The sequence below is a fragment of the Profundibacterium mesophilum KAUST100406-0324 genome (assembly GCF_009835145.1).
In the GTDB taxonomy this organism is placed as follows: domain Bacteria; phylum Pseudomonadota; class Alphaproteobacteria; order Rhodobacterales; family Rhodobacteraceae; genus Profundibacterium; species Profundibacterium mesophilum.
This window is the reverse complement of record NZ_APKE01000016.1, coordinates 26,514-51,261: the sequence shown is the minus strand read 5'-3', so window position 1 is coordinate 51,261 and position 24,748 is coordinate 26,514. Positions and strand designations below refer to the sequence as shown.

The window sequence follows — 24,748 nt, the reverse complement described above, 5'->3', positions numbered from 1 at the left end:
AATCGGCACGGCACGGCACCGGATCGCGAGACATGCCGTCTTGCGTCCGTGATCGCGGAGGATGCATTCCCGCACAATTCGCCTTTGCCCGCCGGCGGCGCTTGCGCTACCTGCTGCGCGACGGACGTGGCGGGAGAGCGGACATGGTGCCTTGGGTGCTTCTGGAAACAGCGCGGGCGCCGGATGGCGACATGCTGAGGCTGCTGCGCAGGGGCGAGGAGTTCTCGATCCGCATCGCGGGGGGCAACGAGCTGATGAACAGCCGCCTCGGCGGCTCCGAGGAGGCGCTGGCCCGGCTCGCCATCGAGGCCATCGCGCCATGTGCCGCACCGCGCATCCTGATCGGGGGGCTCGGCATGGGCTTCACCTTGCGCGCGGCCCGCGCGCTCACCGGTCCCGAGGCCCGGATCGAGGTGGCCGAGATCGTTCCCCAACTGGTCGGCTGGGCCGGCACGCACATGTCGGAGGTCTTCGGTGACTGCCTGTCCGATCCGCGTGTCTCCATGCGAATCGGAGATGTCGGCAAGATGATCCGCGATGCCGCGCCAGGCGCGCATGACGCCATCCTGCTCGATGTCGACAACGGCCCCGACGGGCTGACCCGTCCGGGCAATGACAGTTGCTACGGCGAGGCCGGCCTGCGTGCCGCCTACCGTGCCCTTGCGCCGGGCGGGGTGCTGAACGTGTGGTCCGCCGCGCCCGATCCCGCCTTCACCCGGCGGCTCGAGGGCTGCGGCTTCGCCGCCGAGGCCATCGCGGTGCGGGCCGCCCGCCGGGGGCGTGGGTCGAGACACATGATCTGGCGCGCCCTCCGGCCCGCGTGGGGCGAGGGCGGAGCGGGTGACAAGGCGCGGGCCCGGGCCACGCGCAAAGGCGCCAGCGCGGCGCGGATACCGGGGAGGGTGGCATGAAAATGTGGATATTTCGCAAAAAACGCGCATTCGACCCCGTGAACGGTGCCGGCGGGGCTGGTCGCCGCCCGCATGCTCGGCGATAGTCCCGCCATGTCGCTATTTCTCATCGTCGCCCTCCCGTTCCTTGGAGCAGTGCTGCCGGGTCTGATGATCCAGGCCGGTCGCAGGACCTGTTTCCTCACCACGCTGCTGACAACCGCCGCCGCCGCGATCGGGTTGGCGAGCCATGCTCCCGCGATCCTGCGCGGCGAGACGGTCATGGCGCGCCTGCCATGGCTTCCGGAGCTCGGACTCGACGTGAACCTCTTCCTCGATCCGCTCGGCTTCATGTTCGCGGGGCTGATACTCGGGATCGGGCTGCTGATCATCACCTATGCGCGCTATTACCTCTCGCGCGACGATAACATGGGCGAGTTCTACAGCTACCTGCTGCTCTTCCAGGGTGCGATGGTGGGCATCGTCCTGTCGGACAACATCCTGATGCTGCTGGTCTTCTGGGAGCTGACATCGCTGTCCTCCTTCCTGCTCATCGGGTTCTGGAAACACCTTCCCGAAGGGCGGCAGGGCGCGCGCATGGCCCTGACCGTGACCGGCATGGGCGGGCTTGCGATGATCGGCGGGATGCTGATCCTCGGGCAGATCGCCGGCAGCTACGATTTGTCGGTCATCCTGACCAAGGGCGAGATGATCCGTCAATCGCCGCTCTACCTGCCTGCGCTGATTCTCATCCTGCTCGGCTGCTTCACCAAATCGGCCCAGTTCCCGTTCCATTTCTGGCTGCCCCATGCCATGGCGGCGCCGACACCGGTCTCGGCCTACCTGCACAGCGCAACCATGGTGAAGGCGGGGCTCTTCCTGATGGCCCGCCTGTGGCCAGTGCTCGCGGGCACGGAGGCCTGGACCGTCATCGTCAGCAGCGCGGGCCTCGCCACGATGGTCATCGGCGCGCTGATCGCGATCTTCAAGAACGACCTCAAGGCGCTCCTCGCCTTCTCCACCGTCTCGCAGCTCGGCCTCATCACCTTCCTGCTGGGCACCGGCACGCCCTTCGGGGCGATGGCCGCGGTCTTTCACATTCTCAATCATGCCAGCTTCAAGGCCGCGCTCTTCATGACCGCCGGGATCGTCGATCACGCGGTTCACAGCCGCGACATGACGCGGCTGGGCGGGCTGCGCCGCCTGATGCCGATCACCTTCGCGATCGCAACGCTGGCCGGCCTGTCAATGGCGGGAATCCCGCTCCTGAACGGCTTCATTTCCAAGGAGATGATGCTCGAGGAGGCGCTGCACACGACCCTGTTCGGAACGCCGCTTCTGGTGGCGGTGGTGGCAGGGATCGGCGCGCTGCTCTCGGCGGCCTATTCCTTCCGCCTGATCGCCCATACCTTCCTCGGCCCCGAGCGCACGGATTACCCCGCCCATCCGCATGACCCCGAGCCGGGCCTGTGGCTGCCGCCGATCCTCCTGATGATCCCGGTGATCGTGCTGGGCGTCGCGCCTTTCCTCGCCGAACCCTTCGTCAAGCTGGTCACGGGCGCGGTCATCGGACCCGGTGCGCAGCTGCCCAAGGAGCATCTGGCGCTGTGGCATGGCCTGACCCCCGCGCTGGGCATCTCGGCAGCGGCCGTGCTTGGCGGTCTTCTCATCCTGTCGGTGCAACGCCCGCTCGCCCGCCTGTGGGACGCGGCGCCCCGCCCCGAGGCCAAGGCCATCTTCGATGCGCTCATCGGCGCGATCGTCGCCGCCGCGCGCCTGCTGACCTCGCGCCTGCATGACGGCGCCTTCACCCGCTACGCGGCGATCATGGTCGCGGCCGTCCTGGCCGCGGGTCTGCATGCCTGGTTCACCGGGAGCGGCTGGACGCCGGGGCGCGAGATGCTGCCGGTCACCCCCGCAGCCTTGGCGGCCTGGGCCATGCTGGTGGTGGCCAGTGCCTCGCTCGTCGTGATCCACCGCAACCGTCTCGCCGTGCTGGTCCTCATGGGCATCATCGGCCTGATGGTGTCGGTCGGCTTCAACTACTTCTCGGCGCCCGACCTTGCCCTGACGCAGATCTCGGTGGAGGTGGTCACGATCATCCTCCTGCTGCTGGCGCTGAACTTCCTGCCCAACCGGAGCCCCGCCGAATCGGGTGCCGCGCGGCGCCTGCGCGACGGGCTCATCGCCCTTGCGGGTGGCGGCGCGGCGGCGGCGCTGATCTACGTGATCCTCCTGTCGGATTTCCCCGCGGCGTCGATCTCCGATTACCACCTGGCCAACTCCTACAAGGGTGGCGGCGGCGATAACGTGGTGAACGTGATTCTCGTCGATTTCCGCGGCTTCGACACGTTCGGCGAGATCATCGTCCTCGGGATCGCGGCACTCGTCATCTACGCGCTGACCGAGACGCTGCTCTCGGGGCCGGTGCGCGCGCGCCTGCTCAATCGCGGCTACGAGGAGGACCGCGCCGGCGACGCGCATCCCCTGATGATGGTGGTGCTGACGCGGGTGATGATGCCGATCATCCTGATGGTCGGGGTCTATATCTTCATGCGCGGCCATAACGAGCCGGGCGGCGGCTTCGTGGCGGGGCTCGTCGTCGCGATCGCGGTGGTCATGCAATACATGGCCAGTGGCTTCGAATGGGCCGCCAAACGGCAGCGTTATCCCTATCACGGGATCATCGGAGCCGGTGTCCTGGTGGCGGGATTGACCGGGATCGGCGCCTGGTTCGTCGGCGCACCCTTCCTGACATCGGCCTTCGGCTACGTGACCCTGCCGCCGCTCGAGAAATTCGAGCTGGCCACGGCGATGGGCTTCGACCTAGGGGTCTTCCTCGCAGTGGTCGGCGCCGTCATGCTGTCGCTCGAGAGCTTCTCGCGCCTCGGGCGGCGCGCCGGAACCGAGGTGAACGACCACCCGATGGATATCGACCCGTCCCGCAGCGCCCGGCGCACCGATCCCATGGGACAGCTCGACGCGCCGGCCGGTCCGGGACATTCGGCCGACCGTGCCGCTTCGAACCAGGCAGAGGAGAGCTGACAATGGAACTGCTGATCGCCTCCGCCATCGGCGTGCTGACCGCCGCGGGGATATACATGATCCTGCGGCTGCGCACCTTTCCCGTGATCATCGGCACCTCTTTGCTGAGCTATGCCGTCAACGTCTTCCTCTTTGCCTCCGGCAGGCTCGCGGTGAACGCGCCGCCGGTGCTTCGCGAGGGCGTCGAGCGCTATACCGACCCCTTGCCGCAGGCGCTCGTGCTGACGGCAATCGTCATTTCCTTCGGGATGACGGCCGTGGTCGTGATCATCGCGCTGGGCGCGTGGCTCAGCTGCGATGACGACATGGTCGACACGCCCCGCATCAACGCCGAGGCGCGTCCGCCGGAGCCGATGCCGCGGGGAGACGCCTGATGGATCACTGGATTGTCGCGCCGGTTGTCTTGCCGGCGATGCTTGCCGCCTTCCTCGTCCTGTCATCCCGGTTTCACCTGCGGCTGCAACGGGTGATCTCGGTGGCGGGAAGCGCCGCGATGCTGGCGATCGCCCTCGGCCTCTTCTGGCAGGCTGCGGACGGCACCATCACCCTCTACCAACTTGGCAGCTGGCCCGCGCCCTTCGGCATCGTGCTCGTGGCGGACCGTCTGTCGACCTTGATGGTCCTCGTCACCATGCTGATGGCGCCGCTCGTGCTGCTCTACGCGATCGGCTCGAACTGGGATGCGCGCGGGCAGCATTTCCACCCCTTGTTCCAGTTTCAGCTGATGGGAATCGCGGGGGCATTCCTGACCGGTGACGTGTTCAACCTCTTCGTGTTCTTCGAGGTCCTGCTGATCGCGTCCTACGGGTTGATGATCCATGGCGGCGGGGCCGAGCGGCTGCGCGCAGGCACGCAATACGTCCTCTACAACCTCCTCGGCTCGACCCTCTTCCTCTTTGCGCTCGGCACGATCTACGCGCAGACGGGAACGCTCAACATGGCCGATCTGGCGGTGCGTGTGGGGGCGCTGACGCAGGAGGGCAATGGCGGCATAAGGGTCGCGGCGGTCCTGCTCTTGCTGGTCTTCGCGATCAAGGCGGCGCTTCTGCCGCTGCATTTCTGGCTTCCGGCCAGCTACGCGCTCGCACCCGCACCGGTCGCCGCGCTCTTCGCGATCATGACCAAGGTCGGGGCCTACGGGATCATCCGTGTCTATACCCTCGTCTTCCCGCCCGAGCTGGGCATCATGCAGGGTCTCTTCGGGACATGGCTGCTACCGGCCGCGCTGCTGACGCTGCTGGTCGGGATGATCGGGGTGCTCGGCGCCCGCCGGATCGACCGTCTCGTGGCATTCTCGGTCATAGGTTCGATGGGCATGCTGCTGAGCGCTGTGGCGGTCTTCACTCCCACCGGCATCGCCGCTGCCCTCTATTATGCAGTCCATTCGACATTCGCGACCGCGGCCCTGTTCCTGCTCGTCGACGTGATCGAGAGCCGGCGCGGCGGCATCGGCGGCCGCCTGGAACGGGCCGCGCCGATGGCGGGCGGGGCGCTCGTGGCGGGCATGTTCTTCGTGGCGGCCATCGGGATGACCGGGCTGCCGCCGCTGTCGGGATATGTCGGCAAGCTTCTGATCATGACCGCCGCGACCACGAGCCCGCTCGTGTGGTGGGTCTGGGGCGCGGTCCTGGTCGGCTCGCTCATCGCGGTGGTCGGCTTCTCGCGCGCCGGATCGCAAATCTTCTGGAAGGCGCATGAGGCGGCTGCCGAGCTTCCCGAGCGCAGCGCCGATCCCGACGGCAATCCCGGGCTCGAGGATGGCGAGCACAACCTTCCCCCCGGTCCCCGGCAGGTCGCGGCGCTGCCGCTTGTCGCGATCGGCGGTCTGCTCGCACTCTTGATCGTCATGACCGTCGCTGCGGGCCCGCTCCACCGGGTGATGCGGGACACGGCGGCACAGCTTTTCGATCCCGGTCCATATATCACGACGGTGCTCCAGACGCCTGGCAAGAAGATCGACAAATCGACCCATGACACGCCTGCGGCATCCGATGCAGGGGAGGCGCACTGAAATGGCCGGCAAACTCTTTCCCCACCCGCTGCTCACCGCGCTGCTGATCCTCATCTGGTGCCTTCTGGTGAACGAGTTCCGCCTCGGCACGCTCGTCTTCGGCACCATTCTGGGCGTGCTGATCCCGATCGCGACGCATGCCTACTGGCCCGACCGGCCCCGTGTTCCGCGCCCCTGGCGGCTGGCGGTCTACGTGGCCATCGTGATCTGGGACATCATCGTGGCCAACATCCATGTCGCGTTCATCGTCCTGTTCAAGCGCAACAGCGACATGTCGCCCGCATGGGTGGTGGTGCCGCTCGACCTGCGGACACCGGAGGCGATCACCATGCTGGCCGGAACGATCACCCTGACACCCGGAACCGTGAGCGCCGATCTGTCCGCCGACGGTCTCGCGCTTCTGGTTCATGCGCTCGACGCACCCGATCCCGACGCCGTGCGCGACGAGATCAAGCAACGCTACGAGCGCAGATTGCTGGAGATTTTCGAATGATCGACATCGCACTCTACATCGCGCTCGGCGCGGTCGGGCTGGCACAGCTTCTCGCCATGGCGCGGCTGGTGATCGGCCCGCATGTCGGTGACCGGATCCTCGCGCTCGACACGATGGTGATCAACGCCATCGGCCTGATCATCCTCATGGGGATCCTGTGGGGCACGCAAATCTACTTCGAAAGCGCGATGATCATCGCCATGCTCGGTTTCGTCTCCACGGTGGCGCTGGCACGGTTCGTTCTGCGCGGCGACATCATCGAATGAGGACATCATGCTGATCGACGCTCTCATCGCGGCGCTTTTGCTCAGCGGCGCCTTCTTCACCCTGGTCGGCTCGATCGGCCTGTTGAAGCTGAACAGTCCGATGTCCCGCCTGCACGGCCCGACCAAGGCATCCACGCTGGGGGTCGGATCGCTGCTCATGGCGTCAATGGTGCGCGCGTTCGCCCATGATGACGGCTCGCTTCACGAGGTTCTGGTCATGGCCTTCCTCTTCGTAACGGCGCCCATTTCCGGCAATTTCATCGCCAAGGTCCACCTGCACAAGCTGCGCGGCAAACCCGATCTCGCGGTCCTGCCGCAAGGCGATAGCTGGGCGAGCACCTCGCGCGAGTGACGCTCGGGGCCGCGTCCGCCGATCCGGCGGGACGGCCGCGCCGGCCGGGATGCGGGGCCGGTACGGCGCCCTCCTGCGCGCCGCGATGGATCACTCCCCGAGCGTGACCGTCCCGATCGCCGCCGCGGTGCGCGACCAGAGCGGGGCAAGGTCGGCGGCAAGCGCCGCGAGACGCTCGGACTCGCCCGCCTTGCAGGCATCTTCCATCCGGATCAGTTGATGGTGCAGGGCGGAGGCTCCGAAGACGGCCGAGGAGCCCGAAAGGTTGTGCACCTGCTTTTGCAGTCGGGGCATCTCGCTCTTTCCGGTTTCCGCGAAGGAGGCGATGAGACGTTCCGATTCGGTGGTGAAGGTGCCGATCATCTCGCTGAGCCGGTGCTGGGACAGGGCGCTGACGAGACAGTCGAGCTGATCGCGATCGACGAGAGGGGCCCCGAAGGCCATGTCGTCGGGGGAAACGCCTTCACTGTCCCGCGGCCCTTCGGGGCGGGCCAGTTCGGGCAGCTCGGCCGCGGCCCGCGCCTCGCTTTCCGGGCGTTCGCGAATGACCCGCTCAAAGCATTCGGCGAGAGCGGCGCGCCGGACCGGCTTGATCAGGCATCCCTCCATGCCGGCAGCTTCGAAGCGGGCACGTTCCTCCGGAAGGGCATGGGCCGTGATCGCGATGATCGGTGTGCGGCGTGACAGGCCCTCCCCGGCGCGAATGGTCTCTGTGGCGCGGATCCCGTTCATGTCGGGCATGCTGATATCCATGAGGATGACATCGTAGAGATCTGCCTCCGCCGCCGCGATTCCCTCGCGCGCACAGGTGGCCAGATGCGGCCTGTGCCCGGCGCGTTCGAGTATTTCCTCGATAAGCTCGCGGTTGATCTCGTTATCCTCGACGACGAGGATGTCGAGGCTCCTGGCCGGCTGCGAAGGCTCGATATCGGGGACATGGCGCGGTGCGCTTCTGGCGATGATCGGCACGTCCAGTTCGAAGGTGAAGCTGCTGCCCTCGCCAGGGACGCTCTCGCAGGAAAGGGTACCGCCGAGCCGGTCGATGAGCCTTCGGGCAATGCCGAGACCGAGCCCCGTCCCGGTGAAATTGCGCTCGTAGGCAGCGCCGAGCGTGACGAAGTCCTCGAAGATGCGTTTCTGGTCCGCCGCGCTGATGCCGATGCCCGTGTCGGAAACCTCGCAGGAGAGCACTGCCTGCCCGGGATTGAGAGCGGCGACGGAAATCCGGGTCATCACCACACCGTTCGCGGTGAACTTGATCGCATTTCCCAGAAGATTCAGCAGGACTTGCTGGAGGCTGCGCCGGTCGATCTCGAGCATGCAGCCAACATCGCCCTCGTATTCGGTCGACAGGTCCGTACATTGCTTGCCGGCATGGGGCTGCAGCCCCGCCACGAGCGGCTCGACCAGCGACATGATGTCGATATGCTCGAGCGCTACGGGCTGACTTCCCGCCTCGATGCGCTCGATGTCGAGCACGTCGTCGGCATGACGCAGGAGAATCTCGCTCGAGGTCTCGACGATCTTGATCAGGCGGTCCTGCTCGCGTGACAGGGGCGAATCGCGGAGCAATTCGAGCGACGAGATGATGCCGTTGAGCGGGGTGCGCATCTCATGGCTCATCACGGCGAAGAAGTTCGACTTCTGCTCATAGGCACAGAGCGCCTGGTCGCGGGCGGCCTGAAGGGCCTCGCGGCGTTGCAACTCCTCGGTGATGTCCCTGACATAGGCAACGAAGAGCAGTCCTTCCTCGGTCCCGATCGTCGACATCGACATCTCGACGGGGAATTCGCTGCCATTGGCGTGGCGGGCGATGAATTCCAGGCGTCCCGTATGCAGCGTCTCGCCATCGGGCTCCTCGCGAAAGAGCCGCATGCTGTCGCGATGCGCTGTCAGGAAATCGGGCGAGATGATCAGCGTCTCGGCGCGGGTCCCGAAGACCGCCGAGCGCGAATAGCCGAAAATCTTCTCGGCCGAGCCATTGAACTCCGTGACCGCGCCATCCTCGTCGATCACCACGACCGCGTCGAGCGATGCGCGCAGGATCGACAGGGTCCGATCCCCTAATGTCGCGACAAGGGCCTTGCGCGCGATGAGGGCGCGGTTCTGAAGCACGAGGATCACGAAGCCCACCACCAGGGACCCGGCGACGAGCACGGAGACCAGGCCGACGGTGCGGAACAGGCGCATGATCTCCTCGCGCTCCAAGCTGGTCAGGCTCGCGGCGCGGCGCACCTCGCTGATCACGAGTTTGCGGGGCAGGCGGGCGATGTCCTTGATGGCCCCGGTGATCGGTTCGATGGCCGCGATGGCGGCCGCGTCCGTCCCGTCGATCAGGGGGGCCACGTCGTCGAGAAAGGCCATCAGGATTGCATGATGGCGGTGCAGGTCGGGATCGGCATGCAGGTCGGCGAGTGCCGTGCTGTTATTCATGAAATGGACGCGGCTATAAAAAAGGTCGAACCGGCGACGCAGCGTCTCGAGGTTTTCGGTGTTTGGCGCCTCACGGAGGGTTTCGGCGGCATCCTCGAGCTTGAGGTAATCCACTTCGAGCTGCGAGATGTTCCATTGTATGTTGTCGCGCGCCTCGCGCATGACGCCGAGCCGCGCCGATAGCGTCAGTGACAGGCTGAGCGTGATATAGATCACCAGAGCGACACCGATCAGGAGCAACGCCTCGAAGCGCTTGAGGCGCCGCCGGGGCGTCGGGTTGCGCGATGCGGTCATGGATCGAGGCTCCGTCGAATCGGGGTTCAATGCAGGCGCAGGCGCACGAGCTGCCAGACGCTGCGCGCGTAGGTCTCCGCGTCTCGATACCTGGAATTGCTGTCATAAGGGTAAACCAGCCATAAAGGCCCCATATCGCGGCGGTGCATCGGCTTGCCGTTGCGCAGATAGGCGATCAGAGGCCCGCCCGGAACGGCATCGCTCATCGGGATGCGGCTCACGAACTCGTTGGCGGCATGGGCGTCGATGTTGCGCATGTTTTGCGCCCCGGCCCATGCGACGAGATCGCAAAGCTGGACGCCGCGGAAGGTCTGCGGTCCCCTGGTCCAGATCGTGTTGGTCACGAACTGGGTGCTCGGCATGAGCGTGAGGTCGTCGAGGCCGAGGGCGACCGAGCTCGCCCGGTGCTCGAGGATCAGCAGGCTCGCCTTCGCGGCCCGCGCTTTGGATGCGGGCCATGTCACGACCGTGCCGGCGATCGCGGCCGACATCCCGCGCAGGCACCGTCTTCTGTCCTGATCCATTCCCGCGACCTTTCGTTCTGTCTCGCCGGGCCGATCATCCGGGGTCTTTTACGTCATTTTAAGCCGCCCGGCGGGATAAGGGTCGAGACAGAAGGATACGGCTCCTATCCCTCTGGATAGGGCGTTCCTTCGTTTGACCGGGGTCATGGCGGAACAGTCGGAGCCGCCGCGATCGTGCGCGCAGGGTCGTTCGGATCGATGACAAGGAAGTAATGATGATGCAGATTCTAATCGCCGACGATCATGATCTGGTGCGCGAGACATTGGCCGCCTATCTCGTCGATCAGGGCCGCAGCGAGGTCAGCGTCGCGCCCGATCTCGAGAAAGCGTTGAGCACGATCGCCAAGCATGGGCCCTTCGATGTCGTCCTGCTCGATCTGGAGATGCCGGGCATGAACGGTCTCGAAGGACTCGAGCGCGCGCGGGCGGCGAACAAGATGCAGCCCGTCGGGATCATCTCCGGCACGACCACGCGCCGTGCCGCGGATGCCGCCCTGGCTGGCGGGGCTTCGGGCTTCCTGCCCAAGACGCTCTCGGCACGCTCGTTGCTCAACGCGATCCGCTTCATGGCCGCCGGCGAGGTCTTCGCACCCGTCGCGCTCATGGCACAGAGCGAGGCGGATACCGCGCATGCCTTCGACGAGACGCTCTCGCCGCGCGAGCGGCAGGTCCTCGTCGGCCTTACCAACGGCTGGGCGAACAAGGAGATCGCGCGCAAGCTTTCCTTGCGCGAAGTGACGGTCAAGCTGCATGTCAAGACGCTCTGCCGAAAGCTCAGCGCGCGCAACCGCACCCATGCCGCGATGATCGCGAAGGATGCCGGTTACGTCTGAAACCGCCGGAAAGGACGAATTGCAAGGGGCCGCCTCCCAAGGAGCGGCCCCTTTCGCGTTCGCTCCCGCGGGGCTCCTATCCCAAAGAGACAATACCCATCCATTTGGTCCCATTTCTACCACTCTGCGCCGACCCTCATCCCTCTGAGGGTATTAGATAATTTACCTCCTTAAGCGACAAGTGGGCATCGATCCGGAACATGCCGGACGAAGTGAAAACCACACGGACGGGACACGTTTCCAAGTGTCCGTTTCGTTGAATCGGAGGATAGACCAGATGCCGTTTCCCCATGCTTCCCATCTCGCGGCCAGCGTCGCCTTGGCGCTCGTCGCCGGCACCCAGGCGGCCTCGGCGGACGCCCTCAGAAGCCTGTTCGACTACCGCATCGTCGAGTTGAACGAAGACGGCACGGAGGCGCTCGTCGAACGCAAGAAGGTCCGTCCCGGCGAGACGATCGAATATTCCATCGTTCATTCAAACAGTACCGAAGACGCCCTGACCGGATTGGTCGTGCAGGCGCCGGTGCCCGAAGGCGTCACGATCACCTTCGGTTCGCAATCCAGCTCCGTCGACGCCCGTTTCGAGATTCAGGCCGAGATGGAGCCGGAGACCCCGGGCCTTGAATGGTCCGTCCTCCCGGCCTTTCGCAAGGTCATCGACGAGGATGGCAAGGAGCGGCTGGAGCCGCTGCCGGCCGAGGCCGTGACGGCCGTGCGGTGGAGCCTGGGTGCAGCGCTGCCCGGTGGTGGTGATGCCGTCAACACGTATCGCGTGGTGGTCAACTGATCCCCGCGGGGACGTGCTCCATTTCGTGTTCTTTCCTGAAAATACCAATGATAACAGAGGTGAAGTCAAGTGAGATACAACGCTCTTTCCAAGCGCAACTGCTGCAGCGCGCTGGCATTCGTGTCGGTTCTGGGCACCGCGGTCTACGCCGCGGGTCCCGAGGCAGGATCGGTGATCGGCAACCAGGCCGTCGCCACCTATACCAACAGCTCCGGCGATCAGATCACCGTCACCTCCAACAAGGTCGAGACGGTCGTCCAGCAGATCGCCGGTGTCTCCATGACGTCGGACAACAACGAAGCGATCGCGCCGGGCGGCAAGGCATTCCTGCCGCATGTCGTCACCAATGACGGCAACGGGCCCGATTCCTTCGATCTTGTCGCGGCCGAACAAGGGACCGGAACGCTCAACACCACGCTGGTCTTCTATCCCGATGCCAATCTTGACGGTGTCGCCGACAGCGCGACGCCTATCACCAGCACGCCGGTCCTGGCGCCGGGCGAGCAGTTCGGCTTCATCATCGAGGCGACGGCCGATTCCACGCAGACCGGGAACGACACCATTGCCGTGACCGCGACGAGCGTGCTCGACGGCACCATCGTCGCGACCAACACCGACACGCTGACCATCTCGACCGGCGCGATCGTCGAGGTGGTGAAATCCATGACCGTCGATGCCTCGGGCGGTGCCAGCAGTACGCTGGTTGATATCGGCGACGAGGTGACGATCACCCTGACATATTCGAGCACCGGCCTCGCGGCGGCGGACAACTACCTTGTCACCGACGCCCTCGATGGACGCCTCGACTACGTTCCGGGCTCCGCGCGCTGGTCCGATAGCGGTCCGGCGACCCAGCTGAACGACAACAACGATCCGGCGATCGATCCCGACGCCACGAATGGCGGTGGCAAGCAGATCTTCTGGGACTGGGATGACGGGCAGAACGTCCAGTTCCGGGTTTCCGATGTGCCTTCCGGCCGGTCGGGCAAGGTGACCTTCCGCGCGGTGATCAACGACACCGCCGATGCGGGGATCATTCCCAACACCGCCAAGCAGTCCGTCGACGGAACCGCGTTCCCCGACTCCAACACCGCCACCGTCGCGGTCGACGAGAAGTTCACCGTCGAGATCGACGATACCGCGATCAATCCCGATGGCACGCGCAACACCGCCGTCGTTTCCGCGACCGATACGGACAATCACCCGACCGTTCCCTATAACGACATCGTCGCCGACAATGTGGACGTCTTCCAGGGTGCGACCATCCCCTTCGAGTTCGTGATCTCGAACACCTCCAACCAGACCGACAGCTACACGCTCGACGTCAACAATGTCGACTTTCCGGCCGGCACCACGTTCCGCATGGTCGGAGCCGATGGCGCCACGCCGATCGTGGGCTCCGTCGGGCCGCTCGCCTCGGGTGATTCGATCAAGGTCACCCTGCTTGCGACCCTGCCGACCGACGTGCCGCCGGTGACCACCTCCGAGTACACCGCGACGGTGCGCACGATCTCCGACAGCAACGGGGCCTTCGACAACTCGAACGCCGAATTCACCGGTCAGGTCCTTCCGGCGGCGGTCGATCTCGAGAACCAGGATCCGACGGCGGCGGGCGATCTCGCCAATCCGCGCCAACCGGATAACTCGCCCTGGCTCACCTACAGCACCGATCCAGGCGCGCCTGTCACCTTCCCGATGAAAGTCGAGAATAACGGCCCGACCTCCGACAGCTACAACCTGTCCCTCAACACCCCCCTGCCTCTGGGCTGGACCGTCGAATTCAAGCTCGATGACGGTACGCTGGTCAGCAATACCGGAACGATCTCGGCGGGTGCGTCCAAGACCTTCAACGTCGTCGTCACGCCGCCCGAGGGCACGCCCCCGAGCAACCATGACGTCGACATCAAGGTCGCCTCGTCCGTTTCCGGCCAAGCCGATCGCATCGTCAACCAGGTGACCATCAACGAGGTCATCGATATCGGCATCGTCGCCGACCAATCGACCCAGGCCGGGCCCGGCGGCGTCGTGGACATGATCCACACCGTCACCAACTTCTCGAACATCGCGATCAACGAGGGCGACATCCTTCAATCCGGCCTGTCGAACTTCTCCGGCGCGATCTACTGGGATGCGAATGACAACGGGGTCATCGACGCGACGGAAGGCGTGATCGACAATTTCAACGACCTCACCGACGGCGTCGCACCCGGCTCCAACGGGATCGCGGCCGGCGACAGCATCTCGCTGATCTACCGGGTACAGACGCCCTCCACCGCGACGGCCGGCGTCACCGAGGTCGCGACCCTCTCGCTTGGCCAGACGCTCAACGCGAACACGAAGACCGATACGAACGACACCAACCAGTCCGTCGAGGACCGGATCGTAATCGTCTCGGGCGACGTGACCTTGCAGAAGTTCCAGTATGTCGACGCGACCTGCAACGACAATGCCGGGACCGGAGGAACCTTCACCAAGGTGCGCCAGGACGTCGAGCCGGGTCAGTGCATCCGCTACCTCATCGAGGCGGAAAATACCGGGACGGCGAATGCCGGCAATGTGCGCATCCGGGACGTCGCACCGGCATACACGGTCATGCACACCTGCAGCGGAGCCTGCGACTACGAGGTGTTCCCCGCTGAGCCGTCGAGCTCGGTCACGATGACCGGCACGAGCATCGACAGCCAGCACAACACGGTCGTTCCGGGCGCCTTTGCCCGCATCGAGTTCACCGTGAAGGTCAACCAGTAAGCTCGGTTCGCGGCGCGCCGGGACCCCCCGGCGCGCCGTTCTCTGCACTGCGAAGAACCTGTGCATGTCGCACAAAGAGCGGAGCTCCAATGTCATTGCAATCATCTCTTTTCAGGCGGGCATGCCTTGCCGCTGCCGTTGCCGCCGCCGCCATCCTGGGCACCGTGGTCGATACGCAGGCCCAGACACTTCCCGCCGGGTCCGCGATCCAGAGCACGGCCAGCGCAAGCTACTGGAACGGCCGTCTCGGCTTCACCGAGGTTCTGGTGTCGAACCGGGTCGAAGCGGTGATGGACGAGGTGCCGGCGATCGAGGTGATCGGAGCGTCGAACCTGCTCCTCTCGCGCGGTGTCTTTGCTGAACATCATTTCCAGTTGGTCAATACCGGCAATGTGCCGCTCGCCGCCACGCCTCGGCTTTTGACCGGGAACGAGGGAACGCTTCTGTCGCGTACCCGTCTGATCCACGATGTGGACGGCAACGGCCGGATCGATCCGGGTGACCCCGAAATTTCACCCGATGATGCGATCATCGTCGAGATCGATGAGATCGTGCACCTGATCTACGCCTTCGGCCTCGAGGCCGGCGCGCAGATCGACGATACCGCGGAGACCCGTCTCGACGTGCGTGCCGTCTCGATGTGGTCCGGCATGCAGGCCGCCGTCGCCGGTCAGGCGGTCGGAACGGTGACGATCACCGATCAGACATTGCAGTTGCGCAAGTGGATGAGCCGGCGCGACACCCAGGCCGGCGAGGAGCTGACCTACTGGCTCGAGCTGCGCAACAATGCCGAGACCGACGCCATTGCCTATGACAATGTCGACGGGCAGGCCATCACCGTCGACGGCCAGGCGCGCTGGGGGGTCATCCTGCGCGATTCGCTGCCGCTCAACACGGTGCTGCTTTCCGTCGGCGATACCGGACGCAACGTGCCCCTGTTCCATCTGCGCGGCGCTCCACGCCATAGCTATGTCTCCCAACTGCCCGATGATCTGCGGGATATCGACGCGCTCGGCTTTCTCGCGCCCGGCGATTATCCGGTCAGCCGGACCGACACGATCGATTTCACTGTGCTGGTTCCGGCGGCCATGGGGGCGGTCACCGTCCGGAACCGCGCCGAGACCTATATCAGCTCGGACGAAGGGTTCATCACCATCCCGTCCAACGAGGTGACGATGGTACGCGGCGTAGGCGCACCGCCGGTCATGGATTTCATCGACCCCCAGACATCCGTTCCCATCGCCTACGGCCAGCTTGGCACGGATGCGCGGCTCGCGCTCTCATCGGGAGCATGCAATGCCACGACCGAGATCGACCGGGTTACCATCGAGGTGATGAGCGCCCTGACCGGTGATATCGAGACCACGCGCGGGATCGAGACGGGGGCGAATACCGGCGTCTTTGTGACCCCGGGCCTGCCGATCAGCCGCATGGAGCAGAGCGTTCCTTTCGACGGAGTAATCGCCTCGAGCGAAGGTGATACCCTAACGGCCCTGGTCTTCTGCGGTCCGCTGCCGGTGACGGCCGAACTGATGATCGATCCCGGCCTGTTCGTCTTCGACAGCGTGACCGACGCCCCGGTCGAGGGGGCCCGGGTCCGGGTTCTTGACATGGCGGGACGCGTCGCGGCCGAGACGGACTCGAACGCGCGTGGCTTCGTCAGCCTCGGCGTGCTGCCCGCGGGCCGCTACCGCTTCGATGTGCAGCCGCCCGAACGCTATGTCTTCCCCTCCGTGCGCACCGCTTTCGCCGGATTTGCGAGGCATGTGCGTCCCGGGGCATCCTTCGGAGAGGCGTTCGATCACACGGGCGGTCCGGTCAGGATGGTCGATCTGCCGCTCGATCCATTCTACACACTGCCCGTGACGCTCGATAAGAATGCCAGCAAGCGGCGGGTGAACACTGGCGAATACGTCACCTACACCCTGTCGGCGAAGAACTTGATGAACCAGGCGCTGCTTCGTGCGCGAATCAGCGACACCTTGCCGGAGGGGGCGGTGATGGTTCCCGGAACCACGATGCTCGACGGCGTTTCGGTGGGTGATCCGCAAATCGGGGCGGGCGGGCAGCATGTCTTCGAGTTGGACACGATCGGACCTCTTTCCTCGCGCGAGCTGTCCTATGTCCTGCGGTTCGTACCGCAGGCCCGGGCGGGACGAAAGCACAATGACGCGGAACTCTCCGGCATCCAGGCGGGAACGGGGCAGCCGCGCGGATCGGCCGTGGCCCGCGCCACCGTCAAGCTCGATACCGACAGCGGTGTCTTCTCCCGCCAGGCAACCATTCTGGGCACCGTCTATCTCGATTGCGACGCGGATGGCCGGCGCGATGCGCGCGAGCCGGGGGTTCCTGGCGTGCGGATCGTGACCCAGGAGGGGCTCGCGGTGGTGACGGATCGCGAGGGCCGCTACTCCCTCTTCGGCATGCGCCCGGTTTCCCATGTCCTGTCGCTGCGCCAGCAGACCCTGCCCGCCGGCACGACCCCGAGACCCGGACGTGTGGGCGAGATGAACCGTCCCGGATCGCGGCTGGTCGCCCTGACGCGCGGCGAGCTGCGGGCAGAGGATTTCCCCCTCATTGGCTGCAGCGCCGATCAGCTCGAACAGATCGAGCAGCGCCGCGCCACGTTCGATGACCGGCCGGCATCGGGGGGCAACCTGCAATCCGACCTCCCGATCGAGGCGGCCCGCGCCCAGACGCGCAGCGTGCGCAGCGAGGCGGGGCTTGCCACCACGAGCCAGATCATCGGCGCTCCTGCCGATCTCGCGGCCCAGATGCAGGCTGCCGTGCCGGCCACGAAGGCGGCCAACATGTCCATGCCCGCGGCCGGCGCCGGCGACCAGCTCGATGCGTCCGGCGCGTCCGGCATGCAAGGCAGCGACAGCGCCCGGCCGAGTCTCGAGCGGATCATCAAGACGCTGAGCGGCAAGCTGTCCTTCATGGATGCCGAGGACGGCGCCCATTCGCTCGGTCGCAACGTGACCTTGCGGGTGAAGGGCCCGGCCGATCTGCGCCTGATGCTTTATGTGAACGGCAAGTCAGTGCCGGCTTCGCGGATCGGTGAGCGCACGGTCTGGGAAGGGGGCAATGTGCAGGCGGTCGAGTATGTCGCCGTGGGCCTCGGTGCAGGCGAGAACACGCTTCGTCTGGCCGGGCTCGACCCGTTCGGCAACGAGCGCCAGTCGGCCGAGCTGACGCTCAGCGCGCCGGGCGATCCCGAACGCCTGGAAGTCGTCGCGCCGCCGAGTGCTCCTGCCGTTCCGGGCACCGTCGTGCCGGTCGTCGTGCGCGTGCTCGACGCCCGGGGCAAACCGGTGCGCGCCTCCGGGATCGTCACGCTCGATGCGGGAGCGGCCTCTTGGGACGTGACCGATATCCGCAGCGATCGCCCCGGCATCCAGGCCTTCATAGACAATGGTGAGGCGAGTTTCGGTCTGAACGCTCCTCAGGTGTCTGGCTCGCAGCGGATTTCCGTGCGCAGCGCGTTCGGCCAGGCCAGCGCCGATATCCTCTTCACCCCGGATCTGGAGCAGCGTGTTCTGGTGGGCGTGATCGAGGGAGCCGTCGCGCTGGGCGGCGCTTATGATCCCTCCAACCCCGACGATCTGTCGCCCTTCGAGGATACGGCGACGGGCCTGCGCGGGGAGGTCTACCTGAAGGGGCGCATTCGCGGCGACCGTCTGCTTACCCTGCGCTACAGCAGTGATCGCGATACCGAAGACCGGCTCTTCCGCGACATCGCGACGGATGAGTACTACCCCGTCTACGGCGACAAATCGGAACGCGGGTTCGACGCGCAATCGTCGACGAAGCTCTTCGTCAAGGTCGAGCGCGGCGCCTCCTATGTGCTTTACGGGGATTTCGCCATCGAACCGTCGGATCCCGCTTTCCGGCTCGGCGGCTACCGTGACCTGACGACGGGCGTGAAGGCGCATTGGGAAAAAGAAAAGGTCGGTGTCACGCTTTTCGCCGCACGGACCGACCAGGAGAATCGGGTCATCGAATTCGAGGGACGCGGCGTCTCCGGTCCCTACGATGTTGATCTGACCGACTTCCGGTCCGGATCGGATCAGGTGGATATCCTGGTGAGAGACCGCGAGACCGGGATCGTTCTGTCGCAGACGCGGATGCAGGGGCTTCGTGACTACGTGCTCGACTACTTCCGCAACACGGTCGTCTTCGACAGCCCGGTTCGCCAGTTCGACGAGGATGGCAATCCGATCTCGGTCCGCTTCACCTACCAAGTCGATGGCAACGCTACCGACAAGTACTGGTATTACGGGGCAGAGGCCATCTACGATCTGTCCGAGCATACCCGTGCCGGTCTGCGTATCCTGCGCGCCGACGGGGCGCGTGGAACGCCCGAGCGCCGCAGCCTCGCGGCGGCTTTCCTCACGCGCAAGATCGGCGAAACCGGCACGCTCGAGATCGAGGCTGCGCATTCCGACGATGGTGCGGACCAGGCGGGCAATGCCGTCCGGCTGAGCTATGCGCTGCGCGAGGAGGACAGTGCCCTGAAGATCGAGGCCGCCTATGCCGAAACGGGCTTTGCGCCGATGGGCACCAGCGTGCAGGCCGGAACCCTGAACTTCGGCATAGATTACGAGCGGCGCCTTGGCGAAAAGAACCGCCTTGTCCTCGGGGCCGATTATATCGCCGACCGCATCAACGGCACTCAGGCCGTTTCCCTCAGCGGGCAGTATGTCCATCACCTCTCCGAAGCCATGCAGGTGAGCGGAGGGATTGAACTGCGCCGCGATATCGAGCCGGGCACGAGGGGCACCGAAGGGAACCTGCTGCTAGGCGCGGAATGGCGGCCGGCGGACCGGCCCGGATTGAAGATGACGATCGACGGGCGCCTTCCCCTGCTGGGCGATGGCGAGATCGGCCTGACTTTCGGGGCCCAGTACGAATTGCGTCCCGGCCTCAAGATCTTTGCCAGGACCGAGCTGAACTACCCCGAGTTCGGGCGCGCGGCCGGGACGGACCGTTCGCGCTTCGGTGTCGAATACCGCCTGACCGAATGGCTGACAGGGCGCACGGAATTTGCCGAGGACAGTCATCGGGATCCGAACCGGGAGCTCGTGCAGGGTCTGGCCAGCGAGTTCAACGTCACCCGGCAGTTGTCGATGCGCCTTGCCGTGGAGCATGCCCGCAAGATCAGCGGCGAGGGCGGCGATCTGACCAGCGTGGCCCTAGGGGCGAAATGGGCCTCGCGCGATGGGCGCTGGATCGCGGATGCCGACCTCGACCAGACCTTCGAGGAGGACGGGCGCACGCTTTACGCCAATCTCGGGGTCGGTGCGCAGATCACGCCCGAGCTCAGCCTCCTGGCCCGCAGCCGTTTCGCGCAGGACAAGCGCGGCGAGGGCGAGGACCGGCTGCGCCACCGCATGCGCCTGGGTGCGGCCTGGCGCCCGATCGAGGATGACCGCTTCAACGCGCTTGCGTGGTACGAACACCGCTATGACCGCAAGGACCGTCTCGACGAGCAGCATCTGTGGTCGCTCGCCGGAACCTGGCGCGCCAGCGACCGTCTGCATCTGAATGCGAAATACGCCGGTCAGACCAACCGTTTCGACACCGGCGCCGATTTCCGCGTCGATGGCTTGATGCAGCTGGTCCAGGCGGGGGCCAAGTTCGAGGCGATCCCGAACAGGTTCGAGGCCGGGGTGAACGCTTATCACATGTGGGACGACCAGGGATATTCCGACAGCGCCGTCGGGATCGAAGGCGGGCTCGTCGTCAGTGATGGTGCGCTTCTGTCGTTGGGTTACAACAAGGGCCGTGACCGTGCGCCGAACGCGTTCGAGCATTACCGCGACGGCCTTTACCTGCGCCTGCGGTTGAAGCTCGACGAGGGTCTTTGGGACCGGCTCGATCGCTTCCTGGATGACTGACGGCGCGGCCGCGGGCCGGACGATGGCCCGCATGGCACGTTTTTAGGTTTCACGACTGGCTCCGGGCCGATAAGAGGGCTGCGGTTGCAGCGAGGAGATCAGCGCATGGCCAATGTCGTGGTGGTGGGCGCCCAATGGGGCGACGAAGGTAAAGGCAAGATCGTCGATTGGCTCAGCGAGCGTGCCGACGTGATCGCGCGCTTCCAGGGCGGGCACAATGCCGGCCATACGCTGGTCATCGATGGCAAGGTCTACAAGCTGAGCCTTCTGCCCTCCGGGATCGTGCGCGGTGGCAAGCTCAGCGTGATCGGCAACGGGGTCGTCCTCGATCCGTGGCATCTCGTGGAAGAGATCGAGAAGCTGCGCGGGCAGGGGGTGGAGATTTCCCCGGGCAACCTGATGATCGCGGAGAACACCCCGCTGATCCTGCCGATCCATGGCGAGCTCGACCGGGCACGGGAGAACCAGAGCACGGTCGCGAAAATCGGCACCACGGGGCGCGGGATCGGTCCCGCCTACGAGGACAAGGTTGGCAGGCGCTCGGTTCGGGTGGCCGATCTGGCGGATGAGACGACGCTCGAGCTCCGGGTCGACCGCGCATTGGTGCATCACGATGCCCTGCGCCGCGGCCTCGGCCTCGATCCGGTGGACCGCGACGCCTTGCTCGCCGCCCTGCACGAGATTGCCCGGCAGGTACTGCCCTATGCCGCGCCGGTCTGGAAGGTGCTGAACGAGAAGCGCCGCGCCGGCAAGCGCATCCTCTTCGAAGGTGCGCAGGGTGCCCTGCTCGACATCGACTTCGGTACCTATCCATTCGTCACCTCCTCGAATGTCATCGCGGGGCAGGCCGCCACGGGGACGGGCATCGGGCCGGGGGCGATCGATTTCGTGCTCGGAATCGTGAAGGCCTATACCACCCGCGTGGGCGAGGGGCCATTTCCCGCCGAACTCAAGGACGAGACCGGTCAGCGTCTCGGCGAGCGGGGCCATGAATTCGGCACCGTTACGGGACGCAAACGGCGTTGCGGCTGGTTCGACGCCGTCCTGGTGCGCCAGACCTGCGCAACATCCGGCGTTTCGGGCATCGCATTGACGAAGCTCGACGTGCTCGACGGGTTCGACGAGCTGAAGATCTGCGTTGGTTACGAGCTTGATGGCACCGCGCTCGACCATTTGCCGACCGCTGCCGATCAGCAGGCGCGCTGCAAGCCGGTCTACGAGACGATGCCGGGCTGGCAGGAATCGACCGAAGGGGCCCGGAGCTGGGCCGATCTTCCGGCCAATGCGATCAAGTATGTGCGCCGTGTCGAGGAATTGATCGACTGCCCCGTGGCATTGCTCTCGACCTCGCCGGAGCGGGAGGACACGATCCTCGTCACCGATCCCTTTTCTGACTGAGGACATGCGATGGCATTGAGCTACAAGGCACGCCGGCGATGGTCCCTGGTGATCCTGCTCGTGGGTCTGCCGATCTACATCCTGCTGGCCAGCAGCATCATGACCTGGCTCGGGCGGCCGGGCATCCTGATCGAGCTTCTGGTCTATGTCGCGCTGGGCGTGATCTGGGCCTTGCCGTTCAAGGCGGTGTTTCGCGGCGTGGGCCGCGAAGATCCGGAAGCGCAGGGCCGCGACTGAGAAGCGGGGGCCATTGGTCGCTTTGCGGCCTGGCCTGAAAAAGAAGGGGGCGGCGTCCGGTAACCGGCGCCGCCCCCTTTCTTGTGTCGCGCTCCCGCGGTCCTAGCTGACCGACTTGCGCTTCGCGTCGCGATACTTCGCCTCCTCCGCAAGGGCGAAGCGGCCATGGCCGAGCTTGCGGATGCGGCCTGAACGCAGCAGGTGGCCGAAGCTCTTGAGGCCCTGCTCGCGGGTAATCTCACCGCCGGGATGAAGGCTGGCCGCGCGGCGCAGCAGTTGCGGGCGCGACAGGTGCTCCTGTCCCTCGACATAGGTGCAATAGGCCGCGGCTGCCTCGAGGATGTCCGGCAGCTCCGTCGCACCCAGCTTCGCCACGTAGTCGGAAAAGCTTTCGCCGCGCGCGTCCTGGCGGCTCGCGTCCTGCGGGGCTCCGGGGGCCTCCTCGGGATTGCGGATACGGCGCGGGCGGACCGGGGCGCTCGTTCCCGCATCCTCGACGCGCAGCTCCGAGACCAAGACCAGCGGAGCGGGACGGCTCGCCAGCGTGTCGGCCGGCCGGCGCGGGCGTGCGGGCGCGTCGACCGGCCCCTCCGCATCGGGACGGCGCGGGCGCACCACCTTCGCCAGATCGTCGCGGAAACGGTTCAGGGCCTCCGCATCGTCGCGTTCGCGGTTGCCCCGCAACAGCTTGTCGGCCTTCGTCGCGGCCACCGCCGCCTTGAGATGGGCAATCGCGGAGCGGCGGCGATTTCCCTCGTTGTCGCCAAGGCGGGCATTGGTCACGTCGAGGAGCCGTTCGAGCGCGGGTTCCCCGTCGCGGGGGCGCGCATCCTCTTGCGGCTGCCGGCTTGCGGCGGCCCGCTCGACTTCCGTCAGCTCGCGGGCCAGCTCCTCTTCATCTTCCGGATCGAGCGAGCTGCCGCGCACCAGCGAATGCACATCGACGGCCAGCGGGTCCTGCGCATCCTCAGGCGCCGTGCCGCTTTCCCGGCGTGCCGCGTCGGGGTTCGCATCATCGAGCTCCGCCGCGTCGCCGTCATCCTCGATCTCGACGAACTGGTCGTCATCGGAGGCGTCGTCCTCGTATTCCTCGATCTCACCGGCGGCCAGCGCGGTTTCGAATTCCCGACGCTTGAGCTTGATCACCCTGGCATGGGGACGCGCAGGCGCCGCCGGGGTTTCGGCCGCGTCGTCGTGGGGCGCGGGAGGAGTGTCATGGCCGGTCGCGGCCACGGGCACCTGCTCCGTCTCCGCCTCTGCGGGCGTGCCGTCCTGCGCGACCATGTCGCTCTCGATCGCATCGAAGGGCGAGCCGGAGGAGTCATCGGCCCGCACTCCCTGGATATCCTGCTCGTGCCCGCCCAGTTTCAGGCTTGCCGCAATACGCGCGGCTTTTGCCTCGGCATGTTCGCGCGCTGCAAGCAACTTGGCATCGATTGCCGCTTCGTCGTCGAACGGCTCGGCCTCGGCCCGTTCGGCGTCCTCCGCGGCGAGGCGCTCGGCCTCGGCTCGTTCGGCTTCCTCCGCGGCGAGGCGCTCGGCCTCGGCCCGCTCAGCGTCCTCCGCGGCGAGGCGCTGGGCCTCGGCCCGTTCGGCTTCCTCCGAGGCAAGGCGCTGGGCCTCGGCCCGCTCGGCTTCCTCCGCGGCGAGGCGCTCGGCCTCGGCTCGTTCGGCTTCCTCCGCGGCAAGGCGCTCGGCCTCGGCCCGTTCGGCGTCCTCCGCAGCAAAGCGCTCGGCCTTGGACCGCTCGGCTTCCTCCGCGGCGTGGCGCCCGGCGGCCGTTTCGGTGCCGGTGGGCTTGCTCAGGGCGTCGGAGGATGTCTCGGCAGGCTCGGCCTCGTCATCCCCGGTTTCGGGCGCGGCGTCGAGTTCGACCGGCGCGAAGGGCACCGGGCTGTCATCTTGCGGGAAGGCGGCGCCAATACGGGCATGGGTGCCGGGAAGCTCGATGGGCGCATCACCCGAGGCATCGGCCTCGCGGCTGGCACGGGCCTTGGCAACGACGGCGCGGATCCGGCTCAGCTTGTCGGCCACGCTGCCGGCCTCCGCGGCCTCGCCCGTCTCGGGCGTGACGGCTTGCCCGGGGGCGGGCCGTGCGGCCGGGACCGCGTCGGCAGGCGCGGCGTCCAATGGGGCGGTATCGGCATCTTCGGGCTCCGGCGGAGCCATCTGCCTCAACACCACGCCGTTCTTCTCCACCTTCGCCTCGACGCGGCGCTGGATTTCGCGCTCGGCGATCCGGTGCAGCATGTCGGCATCTGGCACCGGCGGCTCTGCACCGAAATATCGATCATCCGCGGCAAGGTCACGGAAGTATTCCGCAATTGATTTCATGGTGTTGAAGGGCTGGTCAAAGCCCTCCAGCGTGCACGAAAACGTACCGTAGGATACCGTTAATATCTTGTTCGACCCAACCATCGGTTTCTCGCTTTCTCCCCTGATCCAGCAGGGAACGGTGTACCACTCATTGGTTCCTAGAATTCAACAGAACTTGGAATTCAGCGGTATCTTTTCGCGGCCAGATTGTGGCTTCTGAA

The 24,748-nt window shown here is 65.9% G+C and carries 16 protein-coding genes; 13 read left to right on the top strand and 3 right to left on the bottom strand.

The genetic code is table 11. The features are described 5' to 3' along the window. Positions 1-143: 143 nt before the first annotated feature. The 7 genes from PMES_RS07330 (at position 144) to PMES_RS07300 (ending at position 7,057) form a co-directional block, all read left to right on the top strand. Complete coding sequence (locus PMES_RS07330) at positions 144-911, top strand: spermidine synthase (RefSeq protein WP_159964956.1); 768 nt, start codon at positions 144-146, stop codon at positions 909-911. A gap of 93 nt (positions 912-1,004) precedes the next feature. Continuing rightward, entirely contained in the window at positions 1,005-3,935 is a 2,931-nt protein-coding gene (locus PMES_RS07325) for a monovalent cation/H+ antiporter subunit A (protein ID WP_159964954.1), read from the top strand. Positions 3,936-3,937: 2 nt separating this feature from the next. Next, on the top strand, positions 3,938-4,309 hold the full coding sequence (locus PMES_RS07320) for a Na+/H+ antiporter subunit C (RefSeq protein WP_159964953.1): 372 nt from the start codon (positions 3,938-3,940) through the stop codon (positions 4,307-4,309). Next, positions 4,309-5,946 (top strand): monovalent cation/H+ antiporter subunit D, encoded by a 1,638-nt coding sequence (locus tag PMES_RS07315; protein WP_159964951.1) that lies wholly within the window; start codon positions 4,309-4,311, stop codon positions 5,944-5,946. Before PMES_RS07320 ends, PMES_RS07315 begins: the two co-directional genes overlap by 1 nt. 1 nt (position 5,947) lies before the next feature. Beyond that, positions 5,948-6,439 carry a Na+/H+ antiporter subunit E gene (locus PMES_RS07310; protein WP_159964949.1) on the top strand — a complete coding sequence of 164 codons (492 nt, stop codon included), beginning with the start codon at positions 5,948-5,950 and terminating at the stop codon, positions 6,437-6,439. Continuing rightward, positions 6,436-6,705: a K+/H+ antiporter subunit F gene (locus PMES_RS07305; RefSeq protein ID WP_159964948.1), complete on the top strand. Its 270-nt coding sequence runs from the start codon at positions 6,436-6,438 to the stop codon at positions 6,703-6,705. The genes PMES_RS07310 and PMES_RS07305 overlap by 4 nt, the downstream gene beginning before the upstream one ends. A 7-nt stretch (positions 6,706-6,712) precedes the next feature. Further along, a complete protein-coding gene (locus PMES_RS07300; protein WP_159964946.1) occupies positions 6,713-7,057 on the top strand; it encodes a Na+/H+ antiporter subunit G in 345 nt (114 codons plus the stop codon). A gap of 90 nt (positions 7,058-7,147) precedes the next feature. On the opposite strand, the gene PMES_RS07295 is transcribed toward PMES_RS07300, so the two are convergent. Together PMES_RS07295 and PMES_RS07290 are read right to left on the bottom strand one after the other, a co-directional pair. Beyond that, the gene (locus PMES_RS07295) at positions 7,148-9,784 is read right to left on the bottom strand and encodes a hybrid sensor histidine kinase/response regulator (protein WP_159964944.1); all 2,637 of its coding nucleotides are present in this window, start codon (positions 9,782-9,784) and stop codon (positions 7,148-7,150) included. Between the two features lie 26 nt (positions 9,785-9,810). Beyond that, a complete protein-coding gene (locus PMES_RS07290) occupies positions 9,811-10,308 on the bottom strand; it encodes a putative pterin-binding protein (RefSeq protein ID WP_159964942.1) in 498 nt (165 codons plus the stop codon). 218 nt (positions 10,309-10,526) lie between these two features. Between PMES_RS07290 and PMES_RS07285 the strand changes: the two genes are divergently transcribed. The 6 genes from PMES_RS07285 (at position 10,527) to PMES_RS07260 (ending at position 22,211) form a co-directional block, all read left to right on the top strand. Beyond that, entirely contained in the window at positions 10,527-11,141 is a 615-nt protein-coding gene (locus PMES_RS07285; protein ID WP_201288971.1) for a response regulator transcription factor, read from the top strand. Between the two features lie 277 nt (positions 11,142-11,418). Further along, the gene (locus PMES_RS07280; RefSeq protein WP_159964938.1) at positions 11,419-11,928 is read left to right on the top strand and encodes a DUF11 domain-containing protein; all 510 of its coding nucleotides are present in this window, start codon (positions 11,419-11,421) and stop codon (positions 11,926-11,928) included. A 69-nt stretch (positions 11,929-11,997) separates the two neighbouring features. After that, positions 11,998-14,676, top strand: coding sequence for an NEW3 domain-containing protein (locus tag PMES_RS07275; protein ID WP_159964936.1), 2,679 nt, complete (start codon positions 11,998-12,000; stop codon positions 14,674-14,676). Positions 14,677-14,765: 89 nt separating this feature from the next. Continuing rightward, entirely contained in the window at positions 14,766-20,576 is a 5,811-nt protein-coding gene (locus PMES_RS07270) for a DUF11 domain-containing protein (protein ID WP_159964935.1), read from the top strand. Positions 20,577-20,681: 105 nt separating this feature from the next. Further along, on the top strand, positions 20,682-21,974 hold the full coding sequence (locus tag PMES_RS07265; RefSeq protein ID WP_159964933.1) for an adenylosuccinate synthase: 1,293 nt from the start codon (positions 20,682-20,684) through the stop codon (positions 21,972-21,974). Between the two features lie 9 nt (positions 21,975-21,983). Next, positions 21,984-22,211 (top strand): DUF2842 domain-containing protein, encoded by a 228-nt coding sequence (locus PMES_RS07260; RefSeq protein ID WP_159964932.1) that lies wholly within the window; start codon positions 21,984-21,986, stop codon positions 22,209-22,211. A 102-nt stretch (positions 22,212-22,313) separates the two neighbouring features. On the opposite strand, the gene PMES_RS07255 is transcribed toward PMES_RS07260, so the two are convergent. Then, the gene (locus PMES_RS07255; protein ID WP_159964930.1) at positions 22,314-24,545 is read right to left on the bottom strand and encodes a hypothetical protein; all 2,232 of its coding nucleotides are present in this window, start codon (positions 24,543-24,545) and stop codon (positions 22,314-22,316) included. Positions 24,546-24,748 lie beyond the last annotated feature (203 nt).